This is a genomic window from Ramlibacter sp. (assembly GCF_035706265.1).
Classification (GTDB): Bacteria; Pseudomonadota; Gammaproteobacteria; order Burkholderiales; family Burkholderiaceae_C; genus Ramlibacter.
In genome coordinates, this window is record NZ_DASSVG010000274.1 from 1 (window position 1) to 14,619 (window position 14,619).

The following is a 14,619-nucleotide window of genomic DNA, read 5'->3' on the forward strand; positions in this document are numbered from 1 at the left end:
GCACGCCCGCCACGGTGGCGGCCACCGCCGCGGCGAAGAGCAGCACCAGCCGCAGCGTCTCGCGCCGCGCCTCGTCCTGCCGTTCGAAGAAGCGCATGCGCGCAGTCTCAGAAGGCCACGCGCGGGGCCCGGCGTTCGTCCGGGCCCGCAGTCGCTTCGAGCATCGCCGCCGGCCGCATCCCGAACCAGCCGGCCACCACGTTGCCGGGGAACTGGGTGGCCGCGTCGTTGAAGGCCAGCACCTCGTCGTTGTAGGCCTGGCGCGCGAAGCCGATGCGGTTTTCGGTGGACGTGAGCTCCTCGCTCAGCGAGCGCATGGTGGCGTCGGCCTTCAGCTCGGGGTAGCTTTCGGCCACCGCCATCAGCCGGCCCATGCTGCCGCCCAGGGCCAGTTCCGCGGCCGCGAGGCCCTGCACCGCGGCGGCATCGGCCGGACGGGCCCGTGCGGCAGCCGCCGCGCTCACGGCGGCGCCACGCGCAGCCGCCACGGCCTGCAGCGTCTGCGCTTCGTGCGCCAGATAGCGCTTCGCGACTTCGACGAGATTGGGGATCAGGTCGTAGCGGCGCTTCAGCTGCACGTCGATCTGGCCGAAGGCGTTGGCGATGCGGTTGCGCTTCTGCACCAGCGCGTTGTAGGTGATGACCACCCAGGCGGCGATGCACGCCACGATGGCCAGGACGATCCAGGCAGCGGGACCCACGGGCAGCCTCCTTCCTCTTCTGGCGGGGATTATGCGGGCCGGCGCTCCGCTATCCTCGGCCGGATGACAGACGATCGTTCCGACGGGCTGGCCGGCCTGCGAGAGAGGTGCGCATGAAGTCCCTGGACGCCGACGTCCTCGTCCTCCGCGGTGGCATGTCGGGCCTGTGTGCCGCACTGGCCGCCGCGGAGCGGGGCGCCCGGGTGCTGGTGCTGGAAGCCCCGCCAGCGGGCCGCAGATGACGGCCGCCCTGTGCGACGCGATCCGCGCCCGCGGCGGCGTGCTCGTGGCCGGCGCCGGCCTGCAGCAGCTGCTGGTCGAAGGCGGCAGCGTGACGGGCGCGCTCGCCTTCGGCGCCGAGGGGGCGCTGGAGGCGCGTGCCGGCAGCATCGTCCTCGCTACCGGCGGCTTCCAGGGCAATGCCGAACTGCTGGCGCGCTACGTGAGCCCGCACGCGGCCTCGATGTACCTGCGCGCCAATCCGTGCAGCACCGGCGACGGCCTGCTGGCGGCGCTGGCCGCGGGGGCGGCGACCACCGCATCGCTGGGCGCCTTCTATGGCCATGCGATGACGGCGCCGCCGGCGCGCTTCGGGGCCGAACGCTTCCAGGAGATGAGCCACAAGTACGGACCCATGTCCGTCGCCCTCAACCTGGACGGACAGCGCTTCGCCGACGAATCCGCCGGCACGGGCGAGGAGACCCTCAACATCGCGATCGCGCGCCAGCGCGAGGCGACGGCGGCCTACGTGTTCGACGCCGCGACGGCCGAGCGGCCGTACGAGGCCGGCCCGCTGGCGCGCGTGATCGTCGAACGCGCGCGCCAGGCCGGCGGCCCGGTGCTGCAGGCCGATTCGCTGGAGGAACTCGCCCAGGGCATGCACGCCTGGGGCTTTCCGCCGCGCGAAGTGCTGCGCACGCTGCGCGAATTCAATGCGGCGGTGCAGGCCGGCGAAGGGCCGCTGCTGCAGCCGCCGCGGCGCGGCGAACCGCATGCGGTGGTGCAGGCGCCGTTCACGGCCGCATTGGTGCGCTCGGCGATCACCTTCACCTGCGGCGGCGTGACCGTGGACCTGGACATGCGGGTGCTGCGCCGCGCGGCCTCGGTCTCGCTGCTGCCGCTCGCCAAGGCGCCGGCCGCCGAACTGCAGGCGAGCGCCATCGCCCGGCTCTACGCGGCCGGCTGCGACGTGGGTGGAGTGTCGGGGGCGTCGTACATGGGCGGGCTGGCGCAGGCGCTGGTCACCGGCCGCATCGCGGGGACGCAGGCCGCGGGCCAGTGAGCTTCGGCTGCACGCGCGGGCGGCCGCGCGCCGCGGCCTCAGCCGCCTTCCAGCCAGGCGAGGATCAGCGCGGCGACCGAGGACGTGAGAAACAGCACGGCGATCACGACCGAGCCGAGCTTCCAGAGCTCGGCCCACTCCTGGCGCTGCTGCGTTTCCATGACTGCGTTCATCCTGTGCCGTCTGTGGGAACCACTGTGCGGGCCCACTGTGGCTCGCCGGCCGGCATCGCGCAAGGGGGGCCCCTGTCAGGTTTGACAGGGGGCCGGGCAAGGGAAAGGCGTACGGCTGGCGCCCCGGGGTCGCTCACTCGAAGTCGTCGCCCGCCAGCGCGGCTTCCGGGCTGCTCTGGGCGGCCCAGCCCTCGCCGGGCTCCCAGCGGCCGGGCGCCTGGATGCGCTGCACGGACGGGCCGGCCGGGCCGCCCTGCTGGCGCTGCAGCGACTGCGAGAACAGCCGCAGCAGCCACGTCCGCCGCAGCCGCCGCGCTTCGCCTTCCGGATGGTCCATGTCCGCCTCCCATGTGTGCTGGTGCCACTTTGCGCCGGTCGAAGGGCCCGTGGTGGCAGTGCACGCCGCCGTGGCGAGTAGGTCCGCAGCAGGACGCGGGGCAGGAAATGTCGACGGGTCTCGAGCCTTCCTGGCCGGTGCGGCATGATCGCCCGATGAGGACGCAAACCACCCATCGCATCCGCGGCGCCGCCAGCCTGGCGCGGCCCGGATGGCTGTGGGCCGCGGCGGTGGCGATGAACGCGCCGACGGTCGGCGCCGCCGCCCTGCTCGGCTGGTTCGCCTTCACGGCCGATGCGCCGGGCCTCGCCACGGTGGCGGGCATCCTGTTCGCCCTGCTGCTGTTCTGGGCGCTGCTGGTGATCCAGGATTCGTGGCGGGTGCTGCGCCGCTTCACGCGGCGCTTCGGCCCCGGCGGCGGCTAGGCGCCCGACTCCGCGGCCTGCGCCAGCACGCGCTTTTCCACGTCGTAGGAGCCGAACTGCTGCTGCGGCGTGCGCGTCTCGGGCAGCACGTAGATGTAGGCGCCGTACTTCAGCACCGCGGGCCGCAGCACGCGGTCGTAGAAGGCATGCGGCACGTTGACGCAGCCGTTGGAGATCCGGTTGTCATCCTTCTCCGGCGAGGCCATGCGCTCCGCGCGGCGCTCCTCTTCCGACACCTTGCGCATGCGGTGCATCGACACGGCGGCGTCGTAGTCGATCCAGATGATGTTCTCGCCGTGGTTGTTCTTGCCGGGGCGGGCGAGGAAGCGGCCGGCGGGCGTGGTCTTCTCGTTCTCCGCGATCTGCGACAGCGGCTTGCTGCCGATGCCCGGCGCGCTGTCGTCGCCGACCGCCTTGCCCAGCAGGATGGGCGCGTGGCTCTTGAGCTTGCCGTCGGGCGCGAACACATACAGCTCCGCGTTCTTCTTGTCGATCACGACGAACGCCTTCTTGCGGTTGTTGCGGGTGTAGGAAACCCAGTTCGCCACGTGCACCACGTCGTCCGGCGCGGCGTCGGAGCCGAAGTCCGCCAGCTTGCCGGGCTTCTGGTCCTCGGCGTCCTTCTGCGCCGACTTCCTGGTGGACTTGGATTTGTTCGCGGCGGACTTGCTGCCGTCCTTGCTCTTGCCCGCGGCCGCCTTGGGCTTGCCGGACTTCTTGGCTGAAGCGTCTGCCTTCTTGGACGAGGCGTCTGCCTTTATCGACGAAGCCCCGGCCTTCTTGGCTGGCGCGGTGACATGGGCGTCGGAGGAAGCGGTGGCGGCGAAGACCGGCGCCTGCGGCAGGGCCGAGCCGAGCAGGAGGGCGGCCCCCAGCAGGAGGCCGGCGCGCAACTGGTTCTGCATCTTGGTTTCGAAGCGTTGCTGTGACTGAGCGCAGCGTAGGCGACGGCGGCCGAGCACCGGGTGCGCGGATGGCGGCAGCCCATGTAGGAAGGACGCGCTGGGCCGGCGCACGGGTCACAATGCCTGCACCATGAACCGCCGCTTCGCCCTCGCCTGGCTCGCCTGCTGGCCCACGCGCGGCCTGCTGGCCCAGGAGATGCCGGCAGGGCCGCGGCAGAAGATTTCCGCCGCCAGGCTGTACGAGGCGCTGTCGGCGCGCTTCCCGCTGCGCCTGGCGATCGCCCCGGTGCTGCAGGTGCAGATCAGCGCACCGCGCCTGCTGCTGCTGCCGGCGCGCAACCAGCTTGGGGCGGCGCTGCGGGCGGAGTTCGCCGGCCTGCAGCTCGGGGGCGCGCAGGCCGGCGAGATGGACCTGGTGTTCGGGCTGCGCTACGAGCCGAGCGACCGCAGCCTGCGTGCGCGCGATCCGCAGATCCTGGAGATCCGTTGGCCGGGCCTGCCGCCCGAAACGGCGCAGGCCCTGCAGGGCCTGCTGCCCGCGCTCTCGCAGCAACTGGGCGAAGTGGTGCTGCACCGGTTCACGGCCCGCGATCTCGCCTTGCCGGAGACCATGGGCCTGCAGCCGCAGGAGCTGCAGGTCGTCGACGACGGGCTGCTGGTGCTGTTCGGGCCGAAGCCGCGCGGCGAGTAGCCCGGACGGCAGAATGCGCGGCATGGCGCGCCTTTCCCATCGCTTGCTGCGCGCGGGCTGCTGGCTCGCCTTGGCCTGGCTGTTGCTCGCGGCGCTGCCCGCGCGGGCCGCGGTGCCGCATCTCGAGCTCGAGATCGAACTCGATCCGGCCACTCGGCGCCTGCAGGCAAGCGCGCGCCTCACCAGCGAACGGGTGCCGGATTTCGCGCTGCATCCGCAGCTCGCGCTCGCGCGCGTCGGCATGGACGGCAAGGCGGTGCCACTCGCGAGCCTGCAGCGCCTCGCACCGGCGCCCGGCGAGCATCGCTTCACCATCGAGTACGCCGGCACGCTGCCGCCGCTGCCGGAGCGCACCCAGCCGTCCTCGGCCAACCCCGCTTCCCTCTATGCCGCCGCCGAAGGCAGCTACCTCGCGCCGGAGGCCGGCTGGTATCCGGACCCGGGCGTGCCCTTCACCTACACCGTCAAGCTCCGGCTGCCGGCGGGGCAGAAGGGGCTGGTGCCGGGGCGGCAGGTGCGCGCAAACGAAACGGGCGGCCACTGGATAGCTGAATACGCCTTCGCGCATCCGGCCGACGGCATCTGGCTGATGGCAGGGCCGTACCGCGTGGCGCAGCAGGCGGCCACGCTCGAAGACGGCAGCGTGGTCAACGTCCGCACCTGGTTCCATCCCGAGCTGGCCGAACTGGCGAGCGGCTACCTGCAGGACAGCGCGCGCTACCTGCAGCGCTACAGCCGCGCGATCGGCGCCTATCCCTTCGGCGATTTCAGCGTCGTCTCCAGCCCCTTGCCGCACGGGCTGGGCATCCCGAGCCTCACCTACCTGGGGCGCGAGGTGCTGCGGCTGCCCTTCATCCGCGCCACCTCGCTCGGGCACGAGGTGCTGCACAACTGGTGGGGCAACGGCGTGCGGCCCGACTGGCGCAGCGGCAACTGGTCGGAGGGCCTCACCACCTTCGGCGCCGACTACGCGTTCCGCGAGGACCAGGGTGCCGACCCCGCTCGCACGATGCGCCTGGAGTGGCTGCGCGACCTGCTGGCCGTGGCGCCGGCCGACGAGACGGCGCTCACCGGTTTCACCGCGCGCTCGCACGGCATCTCCTCGGTGATCGGCTATGCCAAGCCCGCGATGCTGTTCGTGATGCTGCGCGACGAGATCGGCCCGGCGGCTTTCGAGCAGGGCCTGCGCGTCTTCTGGCAGCAGCACCGCTTCCGCACCGCGGCCTGGAAGGACCTGGAGCGGGCCTTCTCGCAGGCCAGTGGCCGCGACCTGGCGCGTTTCTTCGCCCAGTGGACGCAGCGCGCGGCCTCGCCGACGCTGGCGCTCGCGCCGGCAACGCCGGGGCGCTTCCGGGTGCTGCAGCAGGGCGAGCCGTTCGACCTGCTGGTGCCGCTGCGGGTGCAAGTCGCCTCGGGCACGACGCGCGACATCGCCGTGCGGGTGAGCGAGCGCGAGACGCTGGTGGACCTGGCCGCGCGGGGCGTGCCGGAGGCCGTTTCGGTGGCGCTCGATCCCGAGCTGCGCCTCTGGCGCCGGCTCGATCCGGCGACCGTGCCGGCGATCCTGCGCGAGACCTTCATCGCGCCGCGGGCGCAGCTGCACGTGGCGGCGAGCGGCGCCGAGTGGAGCGCCGCGGCGACGGCGCTGGCGGAGCGCACGCTCGACGCGCAGCCGGTGCCGGTGGCGGCGGACGCGCTGCTCGCATCGGCGCAGGAGCCGGCGCTGGTGGCCGGCGACCGCGCTGGCATCACGCGCGTGCTGGCGCAACTCGGTCTCGGGGCGGTGCCGGAAGCGGTGGCGCAGGAAGGCACCGGCCGCGTGTGGGCGGCGCGGGCGGCCAGTGGCAAGCCGCTGGTGTTCGTGCTCGCCGATACGCCGGCGGCCCTGGCGGCGATGCAGCGGGCGCTGCCGCACTACGGTCGCCAGAGCTGGCTGGTGTTCCGCGACACACGGGTGGTCGCGCAGGGGGCGTGGCCGCCGGAAGTGGCGCCGCTGAAGTTGCACTGACGACGCGTAGTTCGTAGGCTGGTGCTGGAGCGACAGCGAAAGCCCAGCGCTCCGCTGCGCTCGCGCATCGCTGGGCTTCGGCCTGCGGCGCTCAGCGCCAGCCTGCGCAGGCCGCGGCCTCACGCGGAGGGCCTACGCGGAGGCCGCCGCGAGCGCGCTCGCCAACCCCCGCGCCGAGCGCGCATTCGCGCCCTTGCCCGTGATCGCCACGGCCGGCGGGTGCTGCAGCATGCGCTCGAACACCGCGCGCACTTCGTCGCCTTCGATCGCCTCGATCAGCGCGATCGTCTCCTGCGGCGTCGCCACGGCGCCGCGCACGAACAGGTCTTCCACCGCGCGCTCCATCGCCGCATAGGTGCGCTCCGAGGCGCGCACGCGCGAGACGGCGAGCTGGTTCTTGGCGCGCTCCAGGTGCACCGGGTCGATGGCCCCCGCGTGCTGCCGCAGCAGCCCGCCGGTGGCCGCCATCAACGCATCCAGCTTGTCCGGCGTGGTGATCGCGTGGACGATGAAGTTGAACCAGGCGTCGCCGCTCTCCGAGGTGGAGTGCGCCGTGTACGCCAGCCCCATGCGCTCGCGCACCGTGTCGGTGAACGGCGCCGACATGCCGCCTCCGAACAGGATCGTGGCCAGCGAGGCCGCGTGGCGCCAGCGCTGCCCGTCCACGCCCTCGCCCGCGGGCGGGACGACCGGCCAGGCGAGGTTGAGGAACACCTGCGAGACGCGGCCGAAGCGCTGCCCCACGGAGCGCCCGACATACGGGGGTGCCGCCGCCGGGACGGCCTGCCCGTCGGCGCCCGGCATGTCCGCGAACAGCCGCGCCGCCAGCGCGAAGAAGGCTTCGACGTCGAAGTCGCCGGCCGCTGCCACCACCGTGTTGCCCGCGCGGTAGTGCGCCTGCACGTGCCGCACCAGGTCCTCGCGGGTGAAGCGCTCGATGTTCTCCACCGTGCCGATCACCGGCATGCCCATGGGATGCGCGCCCCAGATCGCGCGGTCCAGCAGTTCGCTGGAGGTCTCCTGCGGATCCTCGGCGTATTCGATCGCCTCCTGCCGGATCACCTCCAGCTCGCGCTGCAGTTCGGCCTCGGGGAAGGTGCTGTTCAGGACGATGTCGGCCGTCATCTCCAGGAACTGCGGCACGTGGCGCGCCAGCCCGCTCATGAAGTAGCCGGTGGTGTCCTTGCTGGTGAAGGCGTTCACGTCGGCGCCGAGCCGCTCGGCGTCGAGGTTGATCTCCTGCACCGACCGCGTGGCCGTGCCCTTGAAGGCCATGTGCTCCAGCACGTGGCTGATGCCGTTGCTCTGCTCGGTTTCATCGCGCGAGCCGACGCGCAGGAACACGCCGACGCTGGCGCTGCGCACGTGCGCGATGGGGATGGCCAGCAGCCGCACGCCGTTGGCGAGGGTGCGAAGGACGGGGGCGCCGGCGGAAGCGGCGGCGGAGGCGGAATGGAGGTCGTGCTGGGACAAGGCGGCTCGATTGTGCAGGAAGCGCAACGGCTCAGCGTGCGGCGCCGCGCTGGCCTTCGGTCCACGGCAGCAAGGCCTTGGCGGCCTCGATGCGCAGGGCCAGGTCGACGGCGCGGTCGTTCATCACCTGCAGCAGGAAGCTGCGCGGATCCTGCGCAGACCCGGGCGCGGACCCGCCCTCGGCGGCCGGCTGCGCGAGCGCGCGCTGCAGGTCCGCCGCGCCCATGCTTTGCAGGCGCGACAGCAGGTCGGCCTGCGCATCGTTGCCGGGCGGCAGGTCGAGCCAGGGCTCGTGCACGAACAAGGCCGCGAGATCCGGGGCGACGAAGGCGGCCCAGCGGTCCTCGCCGCGCTCGCCCGGCGGCATGCCGCTGATCTGCGGGACCGATCCCTCGGCGGGGCTGGTGCGCAGGTGTTCGGCCGGCACGTCGGCAAGATAGCGCGCGCGCAGGGCCTCGACGAAGGCCAGTGCTTGCGCGCGCGGCACCGGCTGCGCCAGCGAGAACCAGAGCTGGTAGCCGCTGCCCGAGACCGCGATGCCGGGCGCGGGCAACTGCAGCTCGGACTGCACGCCCTGCCACACCGCCGCCAGTTGCTCCCAGGCAGCGGGGCCCGCCACTTCCAGCACGATGGCGCGCTCGCCCTGCGGGTCCTGCGGATAGAGACGTTGCAGCTCGGATTGGAGTCGGTTCATGGCGCGTTCGATTCTGCCTCGCGGGGCCGCCCTGCGCCGAGCAGGCACAATGCCGGGTTTTACGCAGCAGTATCCGGAGACAACAATGCGCTTCCCGTCCCGCCGCGCGGTCCTCGCCGCGGCCGCCCTCCTCGCCCTCCCCTTCGCCAGCACGGTCAGCCAGGCCCAGGCCTGGCCGGACAACAAGCCGGTGAAGATCGTGGTGGGCTTCGCGCCCGGCGGCTTCACCGACGTGCTCGCGCGCCTGATCGGCCAGAAGCTCTCCGAGCGCCTGCACACCCCGGTGGTGGTGGAGAACAAGCCGGGCGCCGCCGGCACCCTGGGCGCCGACCTGGTGGCCAAGAGCAAGCCCGATGGCTACACGCTGCTGCTGGCGCACAGCAACTCGAACTCGGTGGCGCCCTCGCTCTACCCCAAGCTGCCGTACCACATCCTGAACGACTTCACGCCGATCATCCCGGTGGCCAACACGCCGCTGCTGCTGACGGTGCACCCGAGCGTGCCGGCCAGGAACGTGCAGGAGTTCATCGCCCTGGCCAAGAGCAAGCCCGAAGGCCTGCGCTTCGCCTCCTCCGGCGGCGGCAGCGCGCAGCACCTGGCGGCCGAGCGCTTCCAGCTGGCCACCGGCACGAAGATGACGCACATCCCCTACAAGGGCAGCGGCCAGGCCATCGTGGACCTGCTCTCCGGCCAGGTGGAACTGAACTTCGAAAGCCCGCCCAACGTGATGGCCCACGCCCGTGCCGGCAAGCTGCGCCTGCTGGCCATCACCAGCAACAAGCGCTCGCCGCTGCTGCCCGAGGTGCCGACCATGGCCGAAGCGGGCGTGAAGAACGCCGAGATGCTGCAGTGGTTCGCGGTGATGGGCCCGGCGAAGCTGCCGGCCGACATCACCAAGCGCCTGAACACCGAGATCGCCGCCATCCTCAAGTCGCCCGACGTGGCGTCCAAGATCAACGAGCAGGGCGGCGAGATCATGGGGGGCTCGGCGGAGGATTTCGCGAAGTTCATCGCCACCGACAGCGCCGCTTTCGCCAAGCTGGTGAAGGACGCCAACATCAAGCTGGACTGAAGCGGCAATGACGCTCAAGACCTCGGACCTCTGCGACGCCTGCGAGGAGGCCCTGCCCTGCGCCCTGCCGTTTCGCGGCTGGGGCCAGCGGCGCGCCTTCGCGGGCGACATCCGCACGCTGCGCGTGCATGAAGACATCGCCCTGATGCGCGACATGGTCAACCAGCCGGGCCACGGCCAGGTGCTCGTGATCGACGGCGGCGGATCCGTGGCGCGTGCGATCTTCGGCGACGTGATGGCCGGCGTGGCCAGCCGCAACGGCTGGGCCGGCCTGGTGATCCACGGCGCCATCCGCGACGGCCACGAGATCGACGGCATGGACATCGGCGTCAAGGCGCTGGGCACCGTGCCCAAGCGCGGGGAGCGCACCGGTGCCGGCGAGAAGGACGTGCCCGTCAGCTTCGGCGGCGTCACCTTCGTGCCCGGCCGCCGGCTGGTGGCCGACGACGACGGCGTCATCGTGCTGCCCGAAGGCGTCACCGAGCGCGACATCCGCGTCGACGACGTGGTGGCCGCCACCGCCGCCTACGCCGCGGGCCCGGCGAAGTGACCCCGCGCACTCTGTACCGGCGCATCGTCGATGCGCACACCGTGCGTGCGCTCGGCGGCGACGGGCAGGTGCTGCTCTACGTGGACCGGCAGGTCCTCAACGAGTACACCAGCCCGCAGGCCTTCGCCGCGCTGCATGCCGCCGGCCGCACCGTGTGGCGGCCGGCCTCCACCATCGCGGTGGTGGACCACGTGAATCCCACCACGCCCGAGCGCAACGCGAAGACGATGGTGATCGCCGACGCCGAGCGCTCGTTGCAGGTGCGGATGCTGGCCGGGAACTGCGCGCGCCACGGCATCGCGCTGTACGACATGCTGGACGCCCGCCAGGGCATCGAGCACATCGTCGCCAGCGAGCAGGGCCTGGTGCTGCCCGGCATGGTGATGGCCGCGGGCGACAGCCACACCACCACGCACGGCGCCATGGGCGCGCTGGGCTTCGGCATCGGCAGCAGCGAGATCGAGCACCTGCTGGCGACGCAGACGCTGGTCTACACGCTGCAGAAGTCCATGAACGTCGACGTGCAGGGCCGCCTGGGCTTCGGCGTCACGGCCAAGGACCTGGTGCTGGAACTGATCCGACACGTCGGCGCCGACGGCGCCACCGGCCACGTGATCGAATACACCGGCTTCGGCATCCGCTCGCTGGGCGTCGAAGGACGCCTCACGCTGTGCAACATGAGCGTGGAAGCCGCTGCCCGCGGCGCGATCGTGGCGCCCGACGACACGCTGTTCGAATACCTGCAGGGCCGCCCGCGCGTTCCGCAGGGCGCGCTGTGGGATCAAGCCGTGGCCGCCTGGAGGCAGCTGCGCAGCGACGACGGTGCCCTCTTCGACCGCACCGTCACGCTCGACGCGTCGAAGATCGCGCCCATGGTGACCTGGGGCACCAGCCCCGACCAGGGCGCCACGATCGCGGCGGCCGTGCCGGACCCGGCGCAGGAACGCGATGCGACGAAGAAGCGCAGCGCCGTCCGCGCGCTGGAGTACATGGGCCTGCAGCCGGGGCAGCCGCTGGAGGGCCTGGCGATCAGCCACGCCTTCATCGGCTCCTGCACCAACAGCCGCATCGAGGACCTGCGCGACGCCGCCCGCGTGCTGCGCGGCCGCCGCGTGGCGCCGGGTGTGCGGGCACTGGTCGTTCCGGGCTCCACTCAGGTGCGCGCGCAGGCCGAGGCCGAAGGCACGGCCCAGGTCTTCCGCGACGCCGGCTTCGAATGGCGCCAGGCGGGCTGCTCCATGTGCGTCGCCATGAACGACGACCACCTCGGCCCGGGCGACCGCTGCGCCTCCAGCACCAACCGCAATTTCGAGGGCCGGCAGGGCCCGGGCGCGCGCACGCACCTCATGAGCCCCGCCATGGTGGCCGCCGCGGCGGTGACGGGCGCGCTCGCGGACGTGCGCAAGCTGCTGCCGCAGGGGAACTGAAGCGATGGAACCGTTTCGCACACTGACCGGCGTCGCCGCGGCCCTGCCGATGGCGAACCTGGACACCGACCAGATCATGCCCAAGCAGTTCCTGCGCGGGGTCGACCGCCACACCGGGCTGGCCGAGGGCTTCCTGCACGACCTGCGCTTCAGCGCGCCGGGCGTGCCGCGGCCGGACTTCGTGCTCAATCGCCCGCCCTGGACGCAGGCGAAGATCCTGGTGACCGGGCCCAACTACGGCTGCGGCTCCAGCCGCGAGCACGCGGTGTGGGGCATGCGCCAGCTCGGGATCGCCTGCGTGATCGGCAGCAGCTTCGGCGGCATCTTCGCCGACAACTGCACGCGCAACGGCGTGCCGGCCATCGCGCTGCCGCTTCAGGAAGTGGAGCGCCTCCTCGCCCTGGCCGCCGACGCCGGACGCTGCACCATGACGGTGGACCTGGAAGCGCAACTCATTGCCACGCCGGGCGACGGCCGCACGGTCGCCTTCACATTCGATCCGCTGAAGAAGGACATGCTGCTCAAGGGCCTGGACGCCGTCGGGCTCACGCTCGAGTCGGCAGCGGAGATCCGCCGCTTCGAGCAGGCGCACCTGGCCGCGCAGCCCTGGCTCGCATAGCCGGCGCCGTGCTGGCGGCGACCGGCCCTGGCGCCCGTCACCGCCCTCACGGCCGCACCGTGAAGGCAGACGGCCCCGGCCCGGGCTGCTCGACCGAAGCGACCAGGTGCGCCGTGATCACCGCGGCGGCGATGGCGAGGAGCGTGGTGGCGATGTAGCGGCTCATGGGGTGACCCCTTTGCTGGCGGCGGCAGGCGATGTCCATTGCGCCTCACTCTAGGAAATGGGGGCCGTCCGCGCATGTGCAATTCCGCACCTCGCGAAGCACATCGGGGGCCGCAGCGAGAACAGCGTCACGTTCGGCGCGACGAAAGAAGCGCCGCGCTGCCCGGCCTTGCCCGTACGGCTGCGCCCGCCGCAGGCAAGGCCCTTATGGATGGAAACCGGGCCGGCGCTTATGCTTTCCCCATGAGCCTGCGCTTCGACGTCGAGCACAGGAAGGGCTATGCGGTCGTGCGGGTCGAGGGCGAGCCTTCCCTGGGGCAGTTCCTGTCCTTCCTCCAGCTCATGCACGTGGAAACGTCCGGCTGGCTGGTCAAGCGCGCGCTGTTCGACCTGCGCGGCGTGGAGACGCTCACCAGCTTCACCGACCACTACGCCGTCGGCGAGGAAGCCGCCCGGCAGCTCTCGCACCTGCAGCGCGTTGCCTCGCTGGTGCCACCGGACCGCATCACCCGCGCCAGCGAGAAGACGGCCCAGCGCTCCGGCCTGAACCTGGTCATCTTCACCGACGAGGCGGAGGCGGTGGCCTGGTTGACCGCCTGAGCTGGGGCGCGCCGCCTCTTCTTTCAGGCCTCAGCTCGCCAGCAAGGCGCGCTGCACGCGGTCCCATGTCAGCGGCATCTCGCGCACCCGCACACCCACCGCATCGAACACGGCATTGCCGATCGCCGCGGCCAGCGGCCCGTGGGTCGGCTCGCCGGCGCCAAGCGACTTCTCCTGCGGCCGGTCGATCAGCGCGATCTCGACGGCAGGCACTTCGGAAAAGCGCAGGATCGGGTAGGCGCTCCAGCGCTCGCTGGTAATGCGGGTGCGGTCGAACTGCACCGCCTCCTTGAGCACCCAGCTCACGGTCTGGATCGCGCCGCCCTCGAGCTGGTTCTTCACGCCGTCGGCATGCACCACGCGGCCCACGTCCACGGCCAGCCACACGCGGCGCACCCGGAGGTCCTGCTGCGCCTCGACCTGCGCGACCGCCGCGCACCAGGCGCCGTTGTTCTTGTAGCGCGCGAAGCCCAGGCCCCAGCCCTCGCCTTCGGCCTTGGCGCGCGAGCGCCAGCCCGCCATCGCGGCCACCTGCTCCAGCACGGCCCGGCTGCGCGCGTCCTCCAGGTGGCGCAGGCGGAAGTCGAGCGGATCGACGCCCAGCGCCGCCGCGATCTCGTCGAGGAAGCATTCGGCCGCGAACACGTTGCAGTGCGCGCCCAGCGAGCGCAGCGAGGAGGTGCGCAGCGGCATCGTGAGCAGCCGGTGGTTGACGATGCGCTGGGCCGCGAAGGCGTAGCCCGGGATGGAATTGCGCTCGGCGCCGGCGCCGGTGTTCAGCGGCACGTTGATCGAGACCTGGGGCGGGAAGCCCCGTTCCAGCAGCGGCGCCGCATGGAACACCGGCACGGCCATCCGCCCCGGCCGCATGCTGTGGCCGTTGGACCAGATCTCGTGCTCCCACGCCGCGATGCGGCCCTGCGCGTCGACTTCCGCGCGCAGGTCCACCGCCATGGCGGCGCCGAAGGGCGCGCAAGTCAATTCGTCCTCGCGGGTCCAGCGCACCTGCACCGGCCGGCCCGGCACGGCGCGGGCCAGCAGGGCCGCGTCCACCGCCGCATCGTCGGCCCCGTTGTGGCCGTAGCAGCCCGCGCCCGGCACGTGGCTGACCGTGATCGAGGACGGCGGGATGCGCAGCAGCAGCGCCAGGTCGCGCTGCATCGGATAGACGCCCTGCGCGTGCGTCCACACCTCCACGCGGCCCGCTTCGTCCCAGCGTGCCAGCCCGCACGAAGGGCCGATGGAGGCATGCGCGAGATAGGGCCGCGCATAGCTGGCGGCGAAGCTGCGCACGGCCGGCGCCGCCGGCTCGGCGGGCTGCTGCTCGTGCACGACACTGGTCTCCGCCGGCTGCGAACGCAGGAACGCCGGCAGGTCGTCCGCGTCCGGCAGGCTCTCGCGCTCGCTCCAGCGCGCCAGCGCCTTCAGCTTGCGCAGCGCGCGGTCGGCGGCGTGGTCGTCCTCGGCGATCACGCCCAGGAAGCTGCCGTCGCGCAC

The 14,619-nt window shown here is 72.2% G+C and carries 17 protein-coding genes; 10 read left to right on the top strand and 7 right to left on the bottom strand.

Annotation, left to right across the window (positions count from 1 at the left end; all coding sequences use genetic code 11):
* Nucleotides 1-107: 107 nt before the first annotated feature.
* Nucleotides 108-701, bottom strand: coding sequence for a LemA family protein (locus tag VFM98_RS10050; RefSeq protein WP_325109787.1), 594 nt, complete (start codon nucleotides 699-701; stop codon nucleotides 108-110).
* A 155-nt stretch (nucleotides 702-856) separates the two neighbouring features.
* Here VFM98_RS10050 and VFM98_RS10055 point away from each other — a divergent pair, with 155 nt between their 5' ends.
* Both VFM98_RS10055 and VFM98_RS10060 read left to right on the top strand, forming a co-directional pair.
* Nucleotides 857-943: a hypothetical protein gene (locus VFM98_RS10055; RefSeq protein ID WP_325109803.1), complete on the top strand. Its 87-nt coding sequence runs from the start codon at nucleotides 857-859 to the stop codon at nucleotides 941-943.
* Complete coding sequence (locus tag VFM98_RS10060) at nucleotides 940-1,983, top strand: FAD-binding protein (protein ID WP_325109788.1); 1,044 nt, start codon at nucleotides 940-942, stop codon at nucleotides 1,981-1,983. Before VFM98_RS10055 ends, VFM98_RS10060 begins: the two co-directional genes overlap by 4 nt.
* 38 nt (nucleotides 1,984-2,021) lie before the next feature.
* Here the strand turns inward: VFM98_RS10060 and VFM98_RS10065 are convergent, their stop codons facing one another.
* Together VFM98_RS10065 and VFM98_RS10070 are read right to left on the bottom strand one after the other, a co-directional pair.
* Entirely contained in the window at nucleotides 2,022-2,144 is a 123-nt protein-coding gene (locus VFM98_RS10065; RefSeq protein WP_325109789.1) for a hypothetical protein, read from the bottom strand.
* 145 nt (nucleotides 2,145-2,289) lie between these two features.
* Entirely contained in the window at nucleotides 2,290-2,493 is a 204-nt protein-coding gene (locus VFM98_RS10070; protein WP_325109790.1) for a hypothetical protein, read from the bottom strand.
* Between the two features lie 155 nt (nucleotides 2,494-2,648).
* Between VFM98_RS10070 and VFM98_RS10075 the strand changes: the two genes are divergently transcribed.
* Nucleotides 2,649-2,918, top strand: coding sequence for a hypothetical protein (locus VFM98_RS10075; RefSeq protein ID WP_325109791.1), 270 nt, complete (start codon nucleotides 2,649-2,651; stop codon nucleotides 2,916-2,918).
* Here VFM98_RS10075 and VFM98_RS10080 read toward each other — a convergent pair.
* Nucleotides 2,915-3,823 carry a hypothetical protein gene (locus tag VFM98_RS10080; protein WP_325109792.1) on the bottom strand — a complete coding sequence of 303 codons (909 nt, stop codon included), beginning with the start codon at nucleotides 3,821-3,823 and terminating at the stop codon, nucleotides 2,915-2,917. The two genes, VFM98_RS10075 and VFM98_RS10080, sit on opposite strands and share 4 nt — an antisense overlap.
* A gap of 130 nt (nucleotides 3,824-3,953) precedes the next feature.
* On the opposite strand from VFM98_RS10080, the gene VFM98_RS10085 reads away from it, so the two are divergent.
* Both VFM98_RS10085 and VFM98_RS10090 read left to right on the top strand, forming a co-directional pair.
* Nucleotides 3,954-4,514, top strand: a complete 561-nt coding sequence (locus VFM98_RS10085; RefSeq protein WP_325109793.1) for a DUF1439 domain-containing protein — start codon at nucleotides 3,954-3,956, stop codon at nucleotides 4,512-4,514.
* Between the two features lie 22 nt (nucleotides 4,515-4,536).
* On the top strand, nucleotides 4,537-6,522 hold the full coding sequence (locus tag VFM98_RS10090) for a M1 family metallopeptidase (RefSeq protein ID WP_325109794.1): 1,986 nt from the start codon (nucleotides 4,537-4,539) through the stop codon (nucleotides 6,520-6,522).
* A 132-nt stretch (nucleotides 6,523-6,654) separates the two neighbouring features.
* On the opposite strand, the gene VFM98_RS10095 is transcribed toward VFM98_RS10090, so the two are convergent.
* Nucleotides 6,655-7,995, bottom strand: a complete 1,341-nt coding sequence (locus VFM98_RS10095; RefSeq protein WP_325109795.1) for a pitrilysin family protein — start codon at nucleotides 7,993-7,995, stop codon at nucleotides 6,655-6,657.
* A 31-nt stretch (nucleotides 7,996-8,026) separates the two neighbouring features.
* Nucleotides 8,027-8,689 (bottom strand): hypothetical protein, encoded by a 663-nt coding sequence (locus VFM98_RS10100; RefSeq protein ID WP_325109796.1) that lies wholly within the window; start codon nucleotides 8,687-8,689, stop codon nucleotides 8,027-8,029.
* A gap of 85 nt (nucleotides 8,690-8,774) precedes the next feature.
* On the opposite strand from VFM98_RS10100, the gene VFM98_RS10105 reads away from it, so the two are divergent.
* The 5 genes from VFM98_RS10105 to VFM98_RS10125 all read left to right on the top strand — a co-directional run bounded on the left by VFM98_RS10105 (nucleotide 8,775) and on the right by VFM98_RS10125 (nucleotide 13,122).
* Nucleotides 8,775-9,761, top strand: a complete 987-nt coding sequence (locus VFM98_RS10105; protein WP_325109797.1) for a tripartite tricarboxylate transporter substrate binding protein — start codon at nucleotides 8,775-8,777, stop codon at nucleotides 9,759-9,761.
* 7 nt (nucleotides 9,762-9,768) lie between these two features.
* Entirely contained in the window at nucleotides 9,769-10,311 is a 543-nt protein-coding gene (gene rraA, locus VFM98_RS10110; RefSeq protein ID WP_325109798.1) for a ribonuclease E activity regulator RraA, read from the top strand.
* Entirely contained in the window at nucleotides 10,308-11,738 is a 1,431-nt protein-coding gene (leuC, locus tag VFM98_RS10115) for a 3-isopropylmalate dehydratase large subunit (protein WP_325109799.1), read from the top strand. The genes rraA and leuC overlap by 4 nt, the downstream gene beginning before the upstream one ends.
* A 4-nt stretch (nucleotides 11,739-11,742) precedes the next feature.
* On the top strand, nucleotides 11,743-12,357 hold the full coding sequence (gene leuD / locus VFM98_RS10120) for a 3-isopropylmalate dehydratase small subunit (protein WP_325109800.1): 615 nt from the start codon (nucleotides 11,743-11,745) through the stop codon (nucleotides 12,355-12,357).
* Nucleotides 12,358-12,765: 408 nt separating this feature from the next.
* Nucleotides 12,766-13,122, top strand: a complete 357-nt coding sequence (locus VFM98_RS10125) for a hypothetical protein (protein ID WP_325109801.1) — start codon at nucleotides 12,766-12,768, stop codon at nucleotides 13,120-13,122.
* 30 nt (nucleotides 13,123-13,152) lie between these two features.
* Here VFM98_RS10125 and VFM98_RS10130 read toward each other — a convergent pair.
* The coding region (locus tag VFM98_RS10130) for a xanthine dehydrogenase family protein molybdopterin-binding subunit (protein ID WP_325109802.1) at nucleotides 13,153-14,619 on the bottom strand (1,467 nt) is incomplete at its 5' end.

Coding starts and splice junctions, on each gene's coding strand:
- VFM98_RS10055 (WP_325109803.1), top strand. CDS start 857: ATGTCGGGCCTGTGTGCCGCACTGGCCGCCGCGGAGCGGGGCGCCCGG.
- VFM98_RS10060 (WP_325109788.1), top strand. CDS start 940: ATGACGGCCGCCCTGTGCGACGCGATCCGCGCCCGCGGCGGCGTGCTC.
- VFM98_RS10065 (WP_325109789.1), bottom strand. CDS start 2,144: ATGGAAACGCAGCAGCGCCAGGAGTGGGCCGAGCTCTGGAAGCTCGGC.
- VFM98_RS10070 (WP_325109790.1), bottom strand. CDS start 2,493: ATGGACCATCCGGAAGGCGAAGCGCGGCGGCTGCGGCGGACGTGGCTG.
- VFM98_RS10075 (WP_325109791.1), top strand. CDS start 2,649: ATGAGGACGCAAACCACCCATCGCATCCGCGGCGCCGCCAGCCTGGCG.
- VFM98_RS10080 (WP_325109792.1), bottom strand. CDS start 3,823: ATGCAGAACCAGTTGCGCGCCGGCCTCCTGCTGGGGGCCGCCCTCCTG.
- VFM98_RS10085 (WP_325109793.1), top strand. CDS start 3,954: ATGAACCGCCGCTTCGCCCTCGCCTGGCTCGCCTGCTGGCCCACGCGC.
- VFM98_RS10090 (WP_325109794.1), top strand. CDS start 4,537: ATGGCGCGCCTTTCCCATCGCTTGCTGCGCGCGGGCTGCTGGCTCGCC.
- VFM98_RS10100 (WP_325109796.1), bottom strand. CDS start 8,689: ATGAACCGACTCCAATCCGAGCTGCAACGTCTCTATCCGCAGGACCCG.
- VFM98_RS10105 (WP_325109797.1), top strand. CDS start 8,775: ATGCGCTTCCCGTCCCGCCGCGCGGTCCTCGCCGCGGCCGCCCTCCTC.
- rraA (WP_325109798.1), top strand. CDS start 9,769: ATGACGCTCAAGACCTCGGACCTCTGCGACGCCTGCGAGGAGGCCCTG.
- leuD (WP_325109800.1), top strand. CDS start 11,743: ATGGAACCGTTTCGCACACTGACCGGCGTCGCCGCGGCCCTGCCGATG.
- VFM98_RS10125 (WP_325109801.1), top strand. CDS start 12,766: ATGAGCCTGCGCTTCGACGTCGAGCACAGGAAGGGCTATGCGGTCGTG.